The sequence below is a fragment of the Avibacterium paragallinarum genome, from assembly GCF_900450705.1.
Classification (GTDB): domain Bacteria; phylum Pseudomonadota; class Gammaproteobacteria; order Enterobacterales; family Pasteurellaceae; genus Avibacterium; species Avibacterium paragallinarum.
On the sequence record NZ_UGHK01000002.1, the window covers coordinates 128,485 to 148,609 of the forward strand.

Here is a 20,125-nt window from a genome sequence, read left to right on the forward strand (position 1 = left end):
CAGGTTAATTTTTACTACCGTAATGTAATCCCTAAAAAAAAAAGAGCACGGAATGCCGTGCTCTTACTCTTTTTAACATCTAGAAAAGATAACCTACATCAAAATGTACGTTTCGTTGATCGGCATTGCCAACATTAGCACTAGCGGCAATTTTCCAATTGGCATATTGATACCCTACACCTAAGCCAATTTGGCGTTGTAACTGAGGATAAATCCGTTCTTGTTGCGCGATATGCACTGGAATTCCTACATATTCTGCCTCACCCGTGGTTTTGCTTGATAAGTTCTTTTGCACCATAAACTGCGCAAAGGCATTCAAGCCACCCCATTGGTAACTTAATGTAGAGATTCCCCCTAAGCTGGTTAGGGTTGTTTTCAATGAACGGATTTTGCTGACATCTGACAAGGCTAAATTCGTCAATTTTTGCTGCCCATAGCCAAAGCTTATCATATTTTCCCATTGCCATTGGGAGCTAATTGGATAACGCAATGCAAGAGCAAGACTTGCGCCGTAACTTGTCAAATGACCATCATTTATCTGACTGATGCCATTAAACTGTGTTTGATATTTCACCTTTCCTTTGCCATAGCTAGCCGAACCAATCAATGACAAGAATGGGGAAAAATCATAGCCATAAGCTAACTGTCCTTGCACCGAGCGTTCTTTAACTGTTTTATGAACGGCTTGGTAATTTTCCTCATAACGCTGATTATTGCGACTTAAACGCACCATTAATCGATGCTTATCCTCCACTTTTAATCCATTCAGTGAAAGCATATCCGCCTTGAAGTCAGCATTTATATAAGTTAAATCAGGGTGATTACTCGTTTTATCCACACTCACCCAAAGGGTGCTATGGCGACGATTAAGCCCGTCATTTACCCAACGTAAACTCGCATTTTGCTGTTCATTTAAGCTTGCCTGTTGCTGGTGTACTACTGTCTGGAAACCTTGAGCAAAAACATATTCTGCAAAATGGTTAGCATCTTTATTTAATAATTCTGCATACCACTTTTGCTGTTCGGCAGTAAGCATAGCTTGAGCATTTAACTTATCAAATTGTGCAGATAAATTATCCATTACTTCTGCATCATTCAGCCAACCAAAATATTGTTTTTGCTCTCCTTGTTCTGCTATACCAGAAGAAACCACGGTCATTTCAGCCTGGTCTTTGGAATGATTCTCTACCATTTTAATGGACGTATCATCAATATCATCTGATAAAGATGCGTCTTGCTCAGTTTTATTATTTTTCACGGTTTCACTTTCTGATTCAGCAGGCAGTGATGTCGCTTCTTCTGGCTCATTCTCTTCCACGCTTTTCGCTGGTGCATCAGCCGATGGCGTAATTTCCTTATTCTTAACCATTTCAATGAATTGCGTTTGATCAGAGATAATCTCATTTTTCTCATCAGGCACAATCGTTGTAGATTCAATTTGTTTATCATCAACCATTACGATAGGTGGTGAAGTGTTAGTTTCAGGGGCAGAAACTGGATTATTGCTCTCTTCTGCTGGCTGCGCTTGATTTTGCTCTGCCGTTTCAACAAGAGGTTCTTTCTCTGCCACCTCGGTAATAGTTGGTTCTTCACTTGGTTGAGGATTAGGCGATGCTTGTTCTTCGAAGGCTTCGCGTACAGAACGTCGTGCTAAACCTACATAGATTTGTTTTTTGTCTTGATCAAAGGCAATAGTATCTGCCACAGCCAATAGCGCTGAGTCAATAGAAAGCTGAATGCCGCGATCAACAAAATTGCCTGCCTCTAGCAGCACTTCACGGTGGCCTGTTTTGGGAATATAGCCTGTGGCGATATTGCGCACATTTAACTTCCCACCTAAGGTTGCCGTGCCAGTAACCTCAATTTTAGCGCCAATATTTTTATTAATCACGCCTGAATCTTGGTTTGTTAAATCGCCGTTAATTTTCCAGTTCGTACGATTAAGAGACTCTAGGGTTCCCGCATTATCCACCGAACCAGAGGTAATAGGAAGTGACTGCATTGAGCTCCGATCAAGTTTAAAACGTGTACCTGAAGCCAGCGTGCCATCTTTTTCCACCGTAAAACTGGCTGTATTATCGCCATTTAACGTGACTTTACCCTGTTTAATCACCCCTATGCCAGCGAAAGTGTTATCGCCATTGAGTACCAACTCCTTTTCACCGCGTTTAATAAATCCACCGTCTCCAGCAATATTATTATCAAAATAATAGCGTTGAGCGACACCAGTTACATTAAGATCATTATTCTTATCTGCATCAAAACGTCCATAGCCTAACAACGCACGATTTTTATCAAGTTCACCTACGCCCCAAATGGCATCAATCCCAGTATCTCCGCGATCAATCGCTGTGGTGAAAAGGGTATTTTTAATATCTTTGGCACTAAACCAATCATATTTTTGCTTCAACGCAAGGGCAACACCACTGGTATAGGCCGTTGCACTGGAACTGCCTCCTGGGGTACTATAAGTTGCGCTATTGGTATCTGGATCAATATAGCGAATTCTTGTGCTCACTGTCGCAGTTAAACAAAAGGACTTTGCTTTACCACAAGGTTGGAAAACTTTTATTCCATCATTTTTAACTCCAGTTACCGCAATAAAACCTTCTTTGATCGCATTTTGATCCGCATAAGGCACTAAGGTTTCAATCGTAGCAGAAGGATTTTTGCTGAAATAGTCGTCTAACGTACTATTTCCTGTTGCCATCACTTGTAGCGAACCTTGAGCGTAAATTTTTTGGATAGCTTCCCAATAAGCTTGTTTAGAATCACTGAAAATACCATTATCTGTCCAAGCATTCGAAACAACCGTCGCATACTGCTGTGTTTGCTGGTATAAACGTTCATTAGCTTGATAAGTGCCATTTAACAAAGGTTTCCAGTAGCTGTCTCCCCCTTTTAGGCCTTGTACCACATATAATTGCCCACTGCCAGCAGTATTAAGCAATACGCGCCCCATTTTAGTTCCGTGGAATACATAATCAAATTTATCAGGGCTCAATGTGGTAACAACTTCAAATTGATTTTTCCCGTAAGGTATGGTTTTGATGCCTTCAGAATAAAGCTCACTTGCACCAAAAGATCGACTATCCACTCCAGTATCCACTAATAACGCAACAGCATTAGCAATATTTTTATTATTGTTATGATAACGATCGGAATCTTGCCAAAAACCGAACTGTTCAGTGGATTCAGATAAATCTTTTAATTTTTCAACCGCACTTTGGCGATTAAAGGTATCAGCTGCGAACAGGTAATGACTGTTCAATGCCACCGCCAACGCTAAGGTGATAGGGGTAAGATGTAAAGAATGTGTTTTCATAAGGATTGTAATAGTAAAAATTAAGTGTCATTTATAAAAATAATAAGGTAACCACTGAATAAATTGACAACAAGATCAATTAAAGTCAGCTTGGGCTTTATTATATACGACTGTAGGTGATAGCGTAAATCAGATTTATCATTTTCTCAATAAAATAGACTTTAGTTTATTTAACAATGCGCAAGATCAATGTTCCCTACCACAGGAAAAATAAACCTGAACAAACCATCGTCAATTTCCCTATTAAGCCAAATTACTATAGAAAGTTATCTATAGAAAAAGAGCGGTATAAAAAATGTAAGTTTTTCTACCGCTCTTTTATTTTTGTACTTTTCAATATTTACATTCGACGAGCCTGCCAATAAGTACGTTTCCAGTAAGGGCTGTTTAATGAAGAATAAATAACTCCCCCTTTTGTGGAGGCGTGAAGGAACTGATCATTTTGTACATAAATACCAACGTGATAACCATTTGGTCCACGCCCCGTTTTAAAAAACACCAAATCTCCTGTTTGGATTTCTTCTTTTGCTATTCTTGTGCCATATTTGACCTGCTCCTTTGTGGTGCGAGGCAGCTGAATATTGAAACGCTCAAGAAATGTTTTCTGTACAAAGCCAGAACAATCAATGCCACGGCGGCTTTGCCCGCCTAATCGATACGGCGTGCCAGCCCATTCGCGTTGATGCTCTGTCAATAACGTAATCGCCATAATTTGATCGGCAAGGCTTCCTTGATATGAAATACTTCGCCCTGTGCTATGATGATGAGATGACGAAGTGCTTGAGCAAGCTGCCAACATCGTCATTCCTAAAATGACAAAAAGACTATTCGCTAAACGCATTTTTTACCTATATTTTAACGAGAAGAAAGGGTAAAAAAACTATCTGCAATAACGCAGATAGTTTGCCAGAAAATCATTACCCTTTTGGTCTTGATTTTTCTACACGAGAACGCAATTTCTGACCGGGTTTGAACACCACAACACGGCGTGCAGAAACGGGAACACTTTCCCCTGTTTTGGGGTTGCGTCCAGGGCGAGAAGCCTTATCACGCAATTCAAAATTACCAAATCCTGATAATTTTACCTCCTGCCCGTTTTCTAGTGCGACACGAATTTCTTCAAAAAAACTTTCCACCAAGGCTTTGGCATCACGTTTATTTAAATTGTGCTTTTCAATTAAGCTGTTGGCTAATTCAACTTTGGTCAATGTCATAATATTAATCTCTCAAATAAGCATCAAAGCGTTGTTTTAATGCGTCTAATACTGCTGAAATTACCGCATTAATCTCTTTTTCCTCAAGGGTTTTTTCAGTATCTTGAATGGTTAAGCTAATGGCTAAACTTTTCTTACCTTCTGGTAAATTCGCCCCTTGATACACGTCAAACAGGCTCACATTTACAAGTTGTTTTCCACCTGCTTGGCGACAAACTTCTAGCACATCACCCGCTGGCGTTGCACTATCCACGACGATAGCAAGATCCCGTTTGTTCGCTGGGAAACGAGAAATCTCTTTGGCATTAGGCACAGTGCGTTCTGCAATTGGCGCCCATTCAATTTCAAAGACAATCGGTTTACCCGATAACCCTAATTGTTGCACCACTTTCGGGTGAACCGTACCGATATAGCCGATTTCTTTATCATCAAGGATAATGGCAGCAGATTGCCCAGGATGTAACGCTGGGTATGATTTTGCAACAAAACGCAAACGATTTCCAGACTTTGTTAAGGATAAAATTCGCTCTAAATCCCCTTTAAGATCAAAGAAATCAACGTTTTCCCCTTTTTGTTCCCAGTGAACAGGGCGTTTATCCCCTACAATCGCTGCACCGATAACATATTCTTGACGCACGCCACTTTCCGCTTCCGCATCAGGAATAAAGCGTAGTCCGCTCTCAAAAATACGCACACGACTTTGCTGACGGTTTTGGTTATAGGCAATCGTGGTTAATAAACCTAGGAGCAAGGAAACACGCATTGCTGACATTTCACGCGAAATCGGATTTGGTAAAATTAACGCTTCTTGCTCTGGGTGTAAAAGTTGTTGCACTTCAGGATCAACAAAGCTATAAGACACCACTTCTTGATAATCGCTATCCACAAAAGCGGTACGCACACGCACCATTTCAAGCAAGCTTTCAGGGATTGGCTTCATTTGTAAATGGGCTAATGGGGCATTGTTCGGAATGTTGTTATAACCGTAAATGCGCGCCACTTCTTCGATTAAGTCTTCTTCAATCTCAATATCAAAACGCCAGCTTGGTGAAATAGCTGTCCATAAACCCTCTTGGTAGCTCACTTGTAAGCCTAAACGTTGCAAAATGTCTGTAACGGTTTCCGTTGGGATATGATGACCTAATAAGTGATCCAATTTTTCACGGCGTAATTGCACTTGTTTCACTTTTGGTAAATCAGCTTCGCTGACCACTTCGCAAATTTCACAGGCTTCCCCACCGCAAATTTCTAACAATAATGCGGTTGCACGTTCCATTGCTTTATGCTGAAGATTAAAATCCACACCTCTCTCAAAACGGTGTGAAGCATCGGTATGCAAGCCGTATTGTCTGGCTCGGCCAGTAATAGCTAATGGGGCGAAAAATGCCGCTTCAAGAATGACATCTTTGGTTTCGGCGTTTACACCACTTGCTTCACCGCCGAAAATACCTGCCATTGCTAATGGCCCATTTTGATCCGCAATGACAAGGGTATTTGGTTGTAATTTAGCCGTTGTGCCGTCTAATAACACCAGCTCTTCGCCCTCTTTCGCCATACGCACTTGCACAGGTTGTGCCACTTTGGCGGCATCAAAAGCGTGTATTGGCTGACCGAGTTCAAGCAAAATATAATTGGTAATATCCACTACAGGATCGATAGAGCGGATACCGCAACGGCGTAATTTTTCTTTTAGCCAAATCGGGGGTTCCGCTTTTACGTTCACATTTTTAACCACACGCAATAAATAACGAGGGCAAGCTTCAGGGGCTAATACCTCAATTTGTGCTTTGTCCGCAATGGTCGCTGGCACGGCTTCAATCACAGGGGCATTTACTGCTGCTTGATTTACCACGCCCACTTCACGCACAATCCCCGCAATGCTTAAACAGTCCGCACGATTTGGCGTTAAGCTGATTTCAATGCTGTTATCATTTAATTGCAAATATTCACGCAAATCTGTTCCCACTGGTGCGTCAGCAGGCAATTCAATAATGCCGTTATGATCGTCAGAAATACCGAGTTCGCTAAATGAACACAGCATTCCTTCAGAGGGTTGCCCACGCAATTTGGTTTTCTTAATTTTAAAATCACCCGGTAGCACTGCCCCTTCTACCGCACAAGCCACTTTTAAGCCTTGACGGCAATTTGGTGCACCGCAGACGATGTCTAACAAACGATCACCGCCTACATTCACTTTGGTTACGCGTAATTTATCTGCGTCGGGGTGTTGAGCGCATTCCACCACTTCACCCACCACAACACCTGAAAATGCTCCAGCCACTGGCTCAACGCCATCAACTTCCAAGCCGAGCATAGTAATTTGATCACATAATTGTTCAGTGCTAATGGCAGGATTTACCCATTCACGCACCCATAATTCACTAAATTTCATATTCTTTCTCTATCGTAAATTTTATTCGGTCAATCAGATTAATTATTTAAATTGTTTTAAGAAACGCAGATCGTTTTCAAAGAATGAACGCAAATCTGTTACATTGTAACGAAGCATTGTTAAACGCTCTACGCCCATACCCACCGCAAAGCCAGAATATTCTTCAGGATCAATCCCCACATTGCGTAACACATTAGGGTGAACCATTCCACAACCTAACACTTCAAGCCATTTGCCATTTTTCCCCATTACATCAACCTCAGCGGAAGGCTCGGTAAATGGGAAATAAGATGGGCGGAAACGCACTTTTAAATCTTCTTCAAAGAATGCACGCAAGAAATCGTGTAACAGACCTTTTAATTCGGTGAAATTGGCGTGCTTATCCACATAAAGTAATTCAATTTGGTGGAACATTGGGGTGTGGGTTTGGTCGTAATCATTACGATAAACACGCCCTGGCGCGATAATACGGATAGGTGGTTTGGCTTTTTCCATTGTACGAATTTGCACCCCAGAGGTTTGGGTACGCAATAAACGCTGTGCATCAAACCAGAAAGTATCGTGATCGGCTCGTGCGGGGTGATGAGCGGGGATATTTAACGCATCAAAATTGTAATAATCCGTTTCAATTTCAGGCCCCACTTCCACCGTGAAACCTAAATTAGAGAAAAAGCTCACCACACGCCCAATGGTTACAGAAACAGGGTGCAAGCCACCAAGTTCCGTTTTACGCCCCGGCAAGCTCACGTCAATACTTTCTTTGGCAAGCTGAGCATTTAAGGCTTCTTGCTCCCACTCAGCCTTTTTGCTGTTTAATAAGTCTAAAACTTTCTGTTTTGCCTCATTAATTTTCGCTCCCATTGCAGGACGTTCTTCGGCGGCAATATCACGCAACCCTTGCATTAATTGGGTAAAATGCCCTTTTTTACCAAAATATTCTACGCGAATCGCATCTAGGGTTTCGAGGCTTTTATCGTGCAATTTCTCAATCGCGTCTTTTGCCTGTTCTGTAATGTCTTTAAGGTGTTGCATACCTATCCTCTATGAGTAAATAAATCTGATAAGAGTTGAAAAAATGCCTTAATAATAATACTAACGCCTTAAAAAATCACGTTTTTATTCTGGTTTTTCGCAATTATTCTCCGCCGCCCATTGGGCGATTTTTTCTGCTAAACCAAGTGCGGTGAAAAATTCCCCTGTTTTGGGTAAGGTTTTGACGCAAATTTGTTGCTGTTGGTAAGCAAATCGCAGTTGATAGCAATGCAAATAAGTGCGGTCAGATTTTTGCTTATTTCCGCCATAAAGCACATCGCCTAAAATAGGGCTACCGAGGCTTTTCATCGCAACGCGTAATTGATGGGTTTTGCCTGTTTTGGGAAAGAGAAAAAACAGCCGTACAGGGGCGTCAAGGCTCACAGAATAAAACCTTGTTATCGCAGGGTTTTCCTTAGTTTGGCAGAGTTTCCAACTGCCGTTGCGGGATTTTTTCATATCCCCCACGATTCGCCCTTGCTTTTTCTTCGGCTTCTCAGCGGATAAGGCAAGGTAGGTTTTTTCGATTAAATGATCAGCAAATAAACGCGACAGTTCTGCCGCCGCTTGGGCATTCAAGGCGAGGATCAATAGCCCCGACGTTACTTTGTCGAGGCGATGAACCAGCCACACTTGAGGCACATTTAATTGTTGCGCCACTAGGCTGGTTAGACCAACGGCTTGATCATCTTTATGCACAGAAATCCCACAAGGCTTGTGAATAATGATAAAATCCGCGTGCCGAAACACAATGTCGAAAATAGGTGTTGTGATAGGTGTCGTAGTCATTAATAAAAGTGCGGTTAAAAATCAATGAGTTTTTCTTTTGAACAAATTATAGCATATCTGCTGCCTGTCCTAATTTGGATTTTAACGATCTCCATTACAATGCGTTTAGTGATCAAGAAACAATCGGTTTCCGCGATGCTGTCGTGGTTGATGATCATCTATTTAGTGCCAGTGGTGGGAATCCTCGCCTATTTAATTTTTGGCGAAGTGAGATTGGGAACAAAGCGTGCGAACACGTTCCGCCGCCTTGCTCCTAAATTCAATCAATGGTTTGGTAGCTTCTCCCAATGCCCGCAGTTGATTAATCATCATAATACCCTGCTCTATCGCCCGATATTTGATCTAGCGAAAAGCCGTTTGAATATCCCTTGTGTGCTGGGTAATGAACTGCATATTTTAGATACCCCTGAGAGCATTATAAAAAGCATTATTCAAGACATTCACCAAGCTAAACATAGCATTAATATGGTGTTCTATATTTGGTGGAATGGTGGCTTAGTGCAAGAGGTGCAAACCGCGCTCATCGCCGCCCAACAACGCGGAGTAAAAGTGCGGTTATTACTGGATAGTGTTGGCAGCCGCCAATTTTTCAAAAGCCAAAATTATCGTCAAATGAAAGAGGCGGGCATTGAGATCACCGAAGCGCTACATGTTAATTTACTGCGTATGTTTTTTAGCCGTATTGATTTACGCCAACACCGCAAAATTATTGTGATCGATAATCAAATTGCTTACACGGGCAGTATGAATATGGTTGATCCCAAATACTTCAAACAAAACAGCCACGTTGGTGAATGGGTGGACATTATGGTTCGCATTAACGGGGCGGTGTCTGCGGTGTTAAACGGGCTATATGCGTGGGATTGGCAAATTGAAACGGACAAAGAAATCCCATTGCAATTGCCAGATTGCCCTTTGTTACCCGTTGATCATAATAACTCTCACGCCGTACAAATTCTTGCCACGGGTCTGGGCTTTCCTGATGATTTAATGGCACAATCTCTTTCGATTGCCATTTTTTCCGCACGGAAAAGTATCACCATTACCTCGCCTTATTTTGTGCCAAGCCACAGCATCGCCGAAGCCTTACGCATTGCCGCGTTGCGTGGTGTTGAGGTAACCCTCATTCTGCCGAAGAAAAATGATTCCTTAATGGTGAGCTGGGCGAGCCGCACTTTCTTTGAAGACTTGCTTGCGGCGGGGGTAAAAATTTATCAATTTGAACAAGGCTTGTTGCATACCAAAAGTGTGTTGATTGATAACCGCCTCGCCTTAGTTGGCACGGTGAATATGGATATGCGGAGTTTTATGTTGAACTTTGAAGTAACAATGGTGGTGGAAGACGTGGCATTCGCCAATGAAGTGACGTTGTTACAACAAAACTATCGCCAGCACGCCTCACTTTTAGGCTATGAAGATTGGGTGAAACGCCCCGTGTATCAACGCGTGATTGAACGTTTATTTTTCTTATTCAGCCCGCTGTTATAAAGTGCGGTATGAATTTTACCTATTTTTACACTGATTGAGGAAGCAATGAAAAAACAACTTAGCTTTTATTTTGTACGGCACGGACGCACGGAATGGAATGAAAAAGGCTTATTACAAGGTCAAGGGGATTCGCCATTAACGGTGGAAGGCATAGAAGGTGCGATCAAAACAGGTAAATACTTAGCTGATGTGCCTTTCATTGCAGCCTATTCCAGTGTGCTAAAACGGGCAATGGATACCACGCAATACATTCTTGGTGAGCGAAATATTCCTTTCTTTCAGCACAAAGGCTTAAACGAACATTTTTTCGGCGCTTGGGAGGGCGTGTTGGTGGACAGCATTCGTCATAGCGAAGAATACCAACAAATGACGCAATCCCCAGCCAACTATCAGGCTAAAAGCAACGGTGGTGAAACCTTTGCAGAGCTGGCAGAACGGGCAATGCAGGCAATTTATGACATTATTCAAGTTCACGACAAGGGGAATATTTTGGTGGTTTCTCACGGGCATACCCTACATTTGCTCCTCGCCTTACTTGACGGCTCAAGCTGGCAAACCCATCGAGAAAATCCCCGTGTTACACGCCTTGCTAATACCTCAATCAGCATTGTTCGCTATGAACAATCTGAAAACGAAACACTAGGACGGTTTAGTTTAGAGGTGGTGAATGGGACGGAGCATTTGAATTACATCGCATAAAAAAGCGGCAATTTCGCTGCTTTTATAGGGTTAAAGAATAATCGTTTTATTTTTATACACAAAAACGCGATCTTGCAAGACTAAGTCTAACGCTCTGGTTAAAACGGTTTTTTCAACATCCCGCCCTGCTTTCATCATCGCTTCCGCACTATAAGTATGATCAACATTAATGACGTTCTGCATAATAATTGGACCTTCATCAAGCTCATTATTAATAAAATGTGCTGTCGCTCCAATAATTTTCACGCCTCGCTCGTAGGCTTGTTGATAGGGTTTTGCCCCAATAAAAGCAGGCAAAAATGAATGGTGAATATTTATCACACGATTAGGATAACGAGCCACAAATTCAGGATTTAATACCCGCATATATTTGGCTAATACGATATAATCTGGGCTGTATTCATCGATTTTTTCAGCCAATAATTTATCGTGCTCAACACGACTCAACCCTAAATGACTTACGCAATGGAAAGGAATATCAAAACGCTCAACTAAGCCCCTTAAATTGTCGTGGTTACCAATCACCGCCGCAATTTCAACATCTAACCCGCCGTAAGAGGTTTTCATCAGAATATCACCTAGGCAATGGGCTTCTTTGGTAACTAAAATCACTATTCTTTTACGTTTTGCACTGATTAACTGATTATGCGTCCCCATCGGCAAACTAAGACGGAGATCTTCCAGCAAGGTATTCTCATTAAAAATTCCCTCGAGTTCTGTACGCATAAAAAAATGTTTTGTGTCAAAATCCACAAATTCGTTATTATGAATAATATTCAGTTGATGTTTATAACAAATGTTGGTGATCTTTGCGATAAGCCCTTTATCATCAGGACAATGAGTAAGAAGAATTTTATTTTCTAGCATAATATTGTGTTTGAGTTAAAAACCTATGAATACAAGCAATGCAATAAACGATTACAATGCCACTAATTATTAAAAATTTAGCCATTACCAAAGTAATCAACTAAATCTTATCTTGTTTAAATCTCATACATAATATAAATAATACTAGGTAACATCAAGAATTTTGGCGATAAAATAATGTTATTTTACCAACGTTGTTTGCATATAAGTTAAACGCTCAAGGTTCGTAATATAATGCCCTAATTCTTGCTCTTCTGGCTTATGAACATAGGGGATCTGCCCAAGCAGAGGGGCTTCAATTTTTTCACTAAGCATAGCAATAATCTCGGCGTAATGTGCTAATCCTGGGTTAATTCGATTAGCAATCCAGCCTAATAAAGGCAAGCCCGATTGTTCAATGGATTGAGCTGTAAGCAGTGCGTGATTAATACACCCCTCCTTAATTCCCACAACAAGCACAACAGGCATTTTATGAGAAACAGCCCAGCTTGCAAAACTATATTCTTGGTTCATTGGCGTAAGCCAACCAAAAGCCCCTTCAACCAATACTGATTGGAAGCGCTGACTTAACGCCATAAGATCATAATTAATTTTTGCAATATCAATACGCTGCCCTTCTTCACTTAACATAGGCAGCTTATGAGAAAAACTATAACTGTTTACATCTTGATAGGTAACGCTTTCCTTTGTTGCACTCATTAATGTTAAGACATCAGAATTATTCTCTAAACCATAATCACTTTCAGTTAAATTAGGGGCTTCTTGATACCCCCAATCTTCTTGACGACAAGCGATAGGCTTATAACCTACAATTTGAATTCCTTCATTTTGCAATGCCTGAATAATCGCTCGGCTTGCTACTGTTTTACCGACATTCGTATCTGTCCCCGTGACAAAAAAACAGCTCATAATATCTTTCCTTATAATCCAGTTTTATGGAATTCTAAAAGAATTTACATCACAAAATATTGAGCTAACACAATTTTTCTTTATTTTTCAATAAATCACCAATCAAGCTCCCCTCATAAATGCCTTGCTTTATTGCTGCCGTTAATACTTCAGGACTATTCCATTTATAACGACTAATCACCACATCAACATCACAATGGTAGAATGCTAAACGCTGGCTTAAATAAGGTAAAAAAATATCTTTAGCTGCTAATAAATAAGTATGTAACATTACTTTTTTAGAGGCGAACATATTGACCAAACAGCTCAAATGGTACGCAGTTACATCGGCAATATGATGAATAATTTCAATGGCTTTAGGATCTTTATGCTGTGCTTTCTCACATAAAAAATGGATTTTTTCAATGCTATTTTCTTGTTGATGATTAGGGTAAGCCAAATCAATGAATTGATAAATCGCTTTATGTGTAAGCTGATTAATAATTTGGTAACGCTCTATTTCAGGTAATGAATGCCCGATTTGAGATTGCATAGAATGTAAGTGCGGTGTAATAAGTTTATCGATTTTCATTATAGGATGTTTATTACAACGTAACACATCGCCTTGTGATAGCACACTTAAATTCACCCGCTCATCGAGTTGTAAAAACAAAACGTTATCACAGCCAATAACACTGCCTACTGAGCTTTCTGCAAATAACCAAGTTTGAAAATAATCTGTCACCATAATAGGCATTTTAAAATAGGGATTAAATAACGCTTTTAAATCAAGTGTTAGCTGGCGATTTCCTAATTGATAAACATAATGTTGCTTTTCATCTAATATTCCAGTTACAGCGATTGAAAAGGTAATGATTTTATTAGGATCAAGTTTCGTTTCTTGGAGAAAAATCTCTAGGTACTCAATCAAAATAGACCCAAGCTGTGCAAACTCCTCTGTGCGTAATGGAAAGGAACGCTCAGCAATGGGCGTACCATTTAGTTCACATAAAAAAATATCAAATCGATTCTCGCTTAATACTGCACATAGAGATTGCCAATAAAAAGGCGAAACACATAATCCAATCGCAGGGCGACCGCGATATTCTGTATTTCGCACAGCTTTTTCAATAATCAATCGCTCATTAATTAATTGCCTTGTTAAAGTTGTAATTGTTGCTGGAGCAAGGCGAGAAAGTTTTGAAAGATCCATACGAGAAATTTCTTCAAACTGCTCAATCAGGCGATAAATCCGTCCTAATTGCTGTAATTTTAATAAAAATTTAGGGGCTGTAGTAGATTAGCCCTAAATTTCACACCATTTTCGCAATATTTTGGGGCTGTCCTAGATAACTAGACTAAACTCCCTTTAACCAATTGTTTTAAAATAGAAATTTGACTTTTTATGTTGCTGTAATTAAAACGCCATTCACATTCCTTTAAATAAAGCTCAAAATGCACTTTTGGGATACCATTAAATTTGCGTAAATGGCGTTTTGCTTGGCTTCAAAAATTCTCAATTCCGTTAATGTGGTTATGATTTTCAGCAAAATGTGTGCTGTGATTGATACGAAAATGACTAAATTCACTCACATCAAGCACGTCATAACTACGATAATTATCGGTGTAAACAATACTATCAGGCTTTACCTGCTCCCGAATAATGGGTAACAAGGTGGCAGATTGCGTATTTGGAACCGCAACGGTATAAACCTTGCCATTGCGCTTGAGAAGCCCGAATACCGCAATTTTCCCTGCCGCACCACGACCACGTTTGCCTTTGCGAGCACCGCCAAAATAACTTTCATCGGCTTCAATTTCACCTTCAAACATCTCTAAGTGAAGGCTGTTTTGATAGATGAGTTGGCGTAAACGATGAAAGTAATATGCGGCAGTCGTTTTGTTTACATTGACTAACTCTGCTGCTGTCCTTGCAGTAACACCTGCAACAAATAGCTCAATGAGTTTATTTTGTTTGTGCTGACTTAGACGACTTTTTCTCATTGGTTCATTCTAACCTAAATAGATTTTTTAGTTGTTATCTAGGACAGCCCCAATATTTTTAACTGCTCTTTTGGTGTCCCAAAGTTAAACCGAAATTCACATTCCTTCAAGAATAAAGGAAAGTTTTTTCGGTTAATTCCATTATATTTTCGCAGTATCCGCTTCGCCTGATTCCAAAAATTTTCAATGCCATTAATATGATTTTGTTTCACCGCAAATAGCTCGGAATGATTGATTCGTTCGTGGTGAAATTCACTCACATCAAGTGCATCATAACTGCGATAAGTGTCCGTATAAACCCAGCTATCAGGCTTGATTTTTCTTTTAATAACAGGGAGTAATGTTTCACTCTTGGTGTTTTCAACCACAACAGTAAATACCTTTCCTTGTCGTTTTAGTAACCCAAAAACAGCAACTTTTCCAGCCGCTCCTCGTCCTCGTCCTCGTTTTCCCTTTCGATGACCACCAAAATAGCTTTCGTCTAGTTCAATTTCCCCCTCAAAAATCTCGTTAACTTCAAGGGATAAATGATAGCCAATCACAAGCCTGATTTTATGGTAGAACAAAGCGGCTGTATTCGGTTGAATATCTAGCAAATTTGCTGCTGTTCTTGCAGTAACTTCTGCGACAAAAAACTCAAGCAGTTTTTTCTGTATGGATTGCTTTAATTTACAATATGTTATCTTCATTTTTGTAGTATAGCATTGTTACTAATCTACTACAGCCCCTAAATTTATTCTGTTTTCTTTCCTTAAGCATAATCCCCAACCATTAATTAAATTTTTAAATAAAATTCTTGCTTTTATATCAGCTTCCTACCTAAAAACAAGTACATTAATACAATTTTGCGGAAAAGCTCACAAAAACAAATCCTTAATACACTTTGGAAAATCTTTTCACTTGCGGTAAACTAAGCACGTTTTTACGCTAATTTTTTGATTGAGGTTTATATGATACAAATTGCCCCTATCGTAGATGTATTACAAGGCAAAATTCAAATCGGTGATCAAGTTACCGTTCGCGGTTGGGTGCGTACTCGCCGTGATTCCAAAGCAGGTCTTTCCTTCGTAGCTGTTTATGACGGCTCTTGCTTTGACCCAATCCAAGTGATCGTCAATAGCGACATTGCCAATTATCAAAATGAAATCCTACGCCTCACCACAGGCTGTTCGGTGATTGTAACAGGAAAGGTGGTGGAATCCCCAGCACAAGGGCAAGCGGTGGAATTGCAGGCGGAAAACGTGGAAGTAACAGGCTGGGTGGAAGATCCCGACACTTACCCAATGGCAGCTAAACGCCATAGCATCGAATATTTGCGTGAAGTGGCACATTTACGCCCGCGTACCAACATTATCGGTGCAGTAGCGCGTGTACGCCATTGCTTAGCCCAAGCGATTCACCGTTTCTTCCACGAACAAGGCTTCTACTGGGTGGCTACCCCACTTATCACCGCTTCTGATACCGAAGGTGCGGGAGAAATGTTCCGTGTTTCCACCCTTGACTTAGAAAACCTGCCACGCACAGAACAAGGTGCGGTGGATTTTTCGCAAGATTTCTTCGGAAAAGAAGCGTTTTTAACCGTATCTGGTCAGCTAAACGGCGAAACTTACGCTTGTGCATTAAGTAAAATTTATACTTTTGGCCCAACCTTCCGTGCAGAAAATTCTAACACCACTCGTCACTTGGCAGAATTCTGGATGGTTGAACCAGAAATGGCGTTTGCCGATCTCAACGATAACGCAAAACTGGCGGAAGATATGTTGAAATATGTGTTCCGTGCTGTGTTAGCTGAACGCAAAGATGACTTAAAATTCTTTGAAAAACACGTTGATAAGGACGTTATCAGCCGTTTAGAAAACTTCATTAATTCTGATTTTGCACAAATTGACTACACGGATGCCATTGAAATTTTACTGAAATCAAGCAAAAAATTTGAATTCCCAGTCTCTTGGGGCATTGATTTATCTTCTGAACACGAACGCTATTTGGCGGAAGAATATTTCAAATCGCCAGTGGTGGTGAAAAATTATCCGAAAGACATCAAAGCCTTCTATATGCGTTTAAATGACGATGGCAAAACCGTTGCGGCAATGGACGTTCTCGCTCCTGGAATTGGTGAAATCATCGGCGGTTCACAACGTGAAGAGCGTTTAGAGGTGCTGGATAAACGTATGCTTGAAATGGGCTTAAACCCTGAAGATTACTGGTGGTATCGCGATCTCCGCCGTTACGGCACTGTACCACACTCAGGCTTTGGCTTAGGCTTTGAACGCTTGATTGTTTATGTAACAGGTGTACAAAATATCCGCGATGTGATCCCATTCCCTCGCGCCCCGAGAAATGCGAATTTCTAATTGCTTGTAAATAAGCAAAATAAAAGTGCGGTGGTAAAAATCATTGAATTTTTAGACCGCACTTTTTCATTGATACTAGATAAATTTTATATTCCAATAAATCCATTCCTCACTGGAAATGCCCCATATCTTTCATTACCGTCCAAAATAGTATTACAAGGTTTTCACTACTCTATTTCAACTTAGAAAAATATTTCAAAAATAATACGGCGTTACATCGCCTTGCCGTACTCTCTGTACTGTCTGCGGATCAAAGCCTTGTCTTATTTTGAACTGAAATGATCTGCCCCCAAAAAGTTAGACTATATTCTAATTTCATTCAAGGACTGAGTTCTGTATTCCACAGGGCTTAGTCCTTTGAGCTTCACTTGAATACGCTCATTGTTGTAGTAATGAATGTACTCGTGAATCACTTTTTCAAGCTGTTCAAAGGTTTCAAACCGCTTGCCAAAGTAACATTCCGTCTTCAATCGCCCGAAAAAGCTTTCCATCGCACCATTATCAAGGCAATTGCCTTTTCTCGACATACTTTGCGTAATACCGTGTTTTTTCAATATCTCCCGATAACCCATCATTTGATACTGCCACCCTTGGTCGGAATGCAGTATCGGTTTTTCCCCCGCTAATCGGTTCACCGCCTGGGTCAACATTCTGGTTATCTGCTCAAAATTCGGACTTCTCGCCACATCATAAGCAATAATTTCGTTATTAAACAAGTCTTTAATCGGCGATAAATACACTTTGCCTTCCGCACATTTGAACTCGGTGATATCCGTTACCCACTTCTCATTCGGCATCGTTGCCGTAAAATCCCGTTGCAACAGATTATCGGCAATGTGTCCCACTTTGCCTTGGTAAGAACGATATTTTTTCTGCTTACTTTTTCCTTTTAACCCCAAACGTTGCATTATCGCTTGCCCCCTTTTGTGGTTGATAATCAAGTATTTCCTTAATTCCAAGGTAATTCGACGATAACCATAATTTTCGTCATTTTTGCGATAAATTTCCTCTATTTTCTGTGAAATCGCTACATTTTTATCCGACTTTGGCTTGAGATGATAAAAGAACGAACTGCGTGCCAATCCGATTAGCCTGAGTAACAATTCCAACGGGAAACGCGAGCGTAAGGCATTTACGATGACGGCTTTTTCTGCATTTTTTGTTGGTTGAGTTCCTGCAACTTTTTTAGCATTGCATTCTCCGCTTCTAATTCCAAAATTCGGTAACGCAAGCGTTCTTCTTCTGTTTTGGGCGTTGGTGGCATTTTAGGTGAGTTGAGTTTCATACTTGGACGACCTTTAGGTTTGAGTAATAACCCATCTATACCTTGTTTTTCAAAGCGTTGCAACCATTGACTAATTATCCCTGAACTGGGGATATCAAAGCGAAAGCAGGCGGCTTCAGCGGAGCACTGGCCTTTTTTGATAGCTTGAATAACCTTTAATTTAAACTCAACAGAATAATATCGTTTTTTACTTAATACAGCTAATCCATTGATTCCATTATGATTAAATTTCGCAATCCAACGTGCTAACGTGCTTTGGGGAAGCTGAAAATACTGGCGAGTAAGCGAACGGTTTTTTCCATTTTGATGATAAAAGTCGAGCACTTGTTGTTTGAAACGTTGAGTATATTTAGTCATAAAAAATCTGCACCTTAATCAGTTGGTTGTTTAGTCTAACTTTTGGGGTGCAGATCATTAAATTATTTTAAATTCCGAAATTAAGGTTATTTCCCAATCACTTCCAATCCACCCATATATGGACGTAACACTTCTGGTACGGTGATGCTACCATCTGCATTTTGGTAATTTTCAAGTACAGCAACAAGGGTGCGTCCAACGGCTAAGCCTGAGCCATTTAGGGTGTGGACAAGTCGTGGTTTTTTCTCACCTTTTACGCGGTAGCGTGCTTGCATACGGCGTGCTTGGAAATCCCACATATTTGAGCAAGAAGAAATCTCACGGTAAGTATTTTGTGCTGGCACCCAAACTTCTAAATCGTAAGTTTTAGCTGAACCAAAGCCCATATCGCCCGTACATAGTAACACTTTACGATAAGGCAGATTTAACAACTGCAACACTTTTTCCGCGTGGCCAGTGAGTTCTTCCAAGGCTTCCATTGATTTTTCTGGCTCTACGATTTGCACCATTTCTACTTTGTCGAATTGGTGCATACGGATCAAACCGCGGGTATCACGGCCGTAAGATCCTGCTTCTGAACGGAAACAAGGGGTATGTGCGGTCATTTTAATTGGCAGTTCCGCTTGCTCTAAAATTTCATCACGCACAAGGTTGGTAACTGGCACTTCCGCCGTTGGGATTAAGGCGTAAGGTTGCTCCCCTTCTAGCGGTTTGGTGTGGAATAAATCTTCACCAAATTTTGGCAGCTGCCCTGTACCATAAAGGGTGGCGTGATTAACTAAATAAGGCACATAGGTTTCGCTATAACCGTGTTGTTCGGTATGCAAATCCAGCATAAATTGCGCTAGCGCACGGTGCATTTTGGCAATGTGTCCTTTCATTACCACAAAACGCGCGCCGCTTAATTTCACGCCCGCAGCAAAATCTAGCCCTTGCAAATGCTCGCCTAAGGTAACGTGATCTTTCACTTCAAAATCAAAGGTTCTTGGCTCGCCCCAACGAGAAATCTCCACATTGTCGTTTTCATCGTTGCCTAGTGGCACTTCATCGGCAGGAATATTTGGAATACTAAGGGCAATTTCTTGCAGATCTGCTTGCACGTCATCAAGTTGGCTTTTCGCCATACTTAATTCAATACCCATATTATCCACTTCAGCCAATAACGGAGCAATGTCTTCCCCGCGTGCTTTTGCCGCACCGATGGCTTTGGATCGCGTATTACGCTCTGCTTGCAAGGTTTCGGTTTTCACTTGAAGGGCTTTGCGTTGCTCTTCTAATTCACTAATGCGAGCCGCATCAAGTTCAAAACCCCGTCTGATTTTTAATTTTTCAGCTACTTCGGCAAGATTATTGCGTAATAAATTTGGATCGATCATTTTGTTACCTTTCTGAAAATAGAGATTGTCAATATAGCCTTTTATTCTAGATCGG

At 40.8% G+C, this 20,125-nt stretch carries 15 protein-coding genes and 1 pseudogene; 3 read left to right on the forward strand and 13 right to left on the reverse strand.

What is annotated here, in order from left to right; genetic code table 11:
* Positions 1-79: 79 nt before the first annotated feature.
* From DXZ23_RS05100 to DXZ23_RS05125, 6 genes are all read right to left on the reverse strand, one after another.
* The gene (locus DXZ23_RS05100; protein WP_017806601.1) at positions 80-3,325 is read right to left on the reverse strand and encodes a S8 family serine peptidase; all 3,246 of its coding nucleotides are present in this window, start codon (positions 3,323-3,325) and stop codon (positions 80-82) included.
* Between the two features lie 340 nt (positions 3,326-3,665).
* On the reverse strand, positions 3,666-4,166 hold the full coding sequence (locus DXZ23_RS05105; RefSeq protein WP_021724292.1) for a C40 family peptidase: 501 nt from the start codon (positions 4,164-4,166) through the stop codon (positions 3,666-3,668).
* Positions 4,167-4,242: 76 nt separating this feature from the next.
* Positions 4,243-4,539, reverse strand: a complete 297-nt coding sequence (locus DXZ23_RS05110) for an integration host factor subunit alpha (RefSeq protein WP_017806599.1) — start codon at positions 4,537-4,539, stop codon at positions 4,243-4,245.
* A 4-nt stretch (positions 4,540-4,543) separates the two neighbouring features.
* Positions 4,544-6,931 carry a phenylalanine--tRNA ligase subunit beta gene (gene pheT / locus DXZ23_RS05115; protein WP_021724293.1) on the reverse strand — a complete coding sequence of 796 codons (2,388 nt, stop codon included), beginning with the start codon at positions 6,929-6,931 and terminating at the stop codon, positions 4,544-4,546.
* Positions 6,932-6,973: 42 nt separating this feature from the next.
* Positions 6,974-7,963 (reverse strand): phenylalanine--tRNA ligase subunit alpha, encoded by a 990-nt coding sequence (gene pheS, locus DXZ23_RS05120; protein WP_017806597.1) that lies wholly within the window; start codon positions 7,961-7,963, stop codon positions 6,974-6,976.
* A gap of 84 nt (positions 7,964-8,047) precedes the next feature.
* Complete coding sequence (locus tag DXZ23_RS05125; protein WP_017806596.1) at positions 8,048-8,752, reverse strand: TIGR01621 family pseudouridine synthase; 705 nt, start codon at positions 8,750-8,752, stop codon at positions 8,048-8,050.
* A 24-nt stretch (positions 8,753-8,776) separates the two neighbouring features.
* Here DXZ23_RS05125 and cls point away from each other — a divergent pair, with 24 nt between their 5' ends.
* Positions 8,777-10,240: a cardiolipin synthase gene (gene cls / locus DXZ23_RS05130; RefSeq protein ID WP_017806595.1), complete on the forward strand. Its 1,464-nt coding sequence runs from the start codon at positions 8,777-8,779 to the stop codon at positions 10,238-10,240.
* Between the two features lie 45 nt (positions 10,241-10,285).
* Entirely contained in the window at positions 10,286-10,939 is a 654-nt protein-coding gene (locus tag DXZ23_RS05135) for a histidine phosphatase family protein (RefSeq protein ID WP_017806594.1), read from the forward strand.
* 30 nt (positions 10,940-10,969) lie between these two features.
* Here the strand turns inward: DXZ23_RS05135 and purU are convergent, their stop codons facing one another.
* The 5 genes and pseudogenes from purU to DXZ23_RS05160 all read right to left on the reverse strand — a co-directional run bounded on the left by purU (position 10,970) and on the right by DXZ23_RS05160 (position 15,387).
* Positions 10,970-11,806, reverse strand: coding sequence for a formyltetrahydrofolate deformylase (purU, locus tag DXZ23_RS05140; RefSeq protein ID WP_017806593.1), 837 nt, complete (start codon positions 11,804-11,806; stop codon positions 10,970-10,972).
* A 180-nt stretch (positions 11,807-11,986) separates the two neighbouring features.
* Entirely contained in the window at positions 11,987-12,715 is a 729-nt protein-coding gene (gene bioD / locus DXZ23_RS05145; protein WP_017806592.1) for a dethiobiotin synthase, read from the reverse strand.
* 64 nt (positions 12,716-12,779) lie between these two features.
* Complete coding sequence (locus DXZ23_RS05150) at positions 12,780-13,907, reverse strand: ROK family protein (RefSeq protein WP_017806591.1); 1,128 nt, start codon at positions 13,905-13,907, stop codon at positions 12,780-12,782.
* A 140-nt stretch (positions 13,908-14,047) separates the two neighbouring features.
* A pseudogene (locus DXZ23_RS05155) lies at positions 14,048-14,698 on the reverse strand (IS1595-like element ISHpa1 family transposase).
* Between the two features lie 38 nt (positions 14,699-14,736).
* Positions 14,737-15,387 (reverse strand): IS1595 family transposase, encoded by a 651-nt coding sequence (locus tag DXZ23_RS05160; RefSeq protein ID WP_114995444.1) that lies wholly within the window; start codon positions 15,385-15,387, stop codon positions 14,737-14,739.
* Positions 15,388-15,648: 261 nt separating this feature from the next.
* Between DXZ23_RS05160 and asnS the strand changes: the two genes are divergently transcribed.
* Positions 15,649-17,052 (forward strand): asparagine--tRNA ligase, encoded by a 1,404-nt coding sequence (gene asnS / locus DXZ23_RS05165; protein ID WP_017807517.1) that lies wholly within the window; start codon positions 15,649-15,651, stop codon positions 17,050-17,052.
* Between the two features lie 302 nt (positions 17,053-17,354).
* Here the strand turns inward: asnS and DXZ23_RS05170 are convergent.
* Both DXZ23_RS05170 and serS read right to left on the reverse strand, forming a co-directional pair.
* Positions 17,355-18,694 (reverse strand): IS3 family transposase gene (locus tag DXZ23_RS05170; RefSeq protein WP_114995446.1). Its coding sequence is split into 2 segments (ribosomal slippage): positions 17,355-18,244 and positions 18,244-18,694, totalling 1,341 coding nucleotides; the frame shifts between segments, so codons are not numbered across the junction.
* 86 nt (positions 18,695-18,780) lie between these two features.
* Entirely contained in the window at positions 18,781-20,070 is a 1,290-nt protein-coding gene (gene serS / locus DXZ23_RS05175) for a serine--tRNA ligase (RefSeq protein WP_017806588.1), read from the reverse strand.
* Positions 20,071-20,125 lie beyond the last annotated feature (55 nt).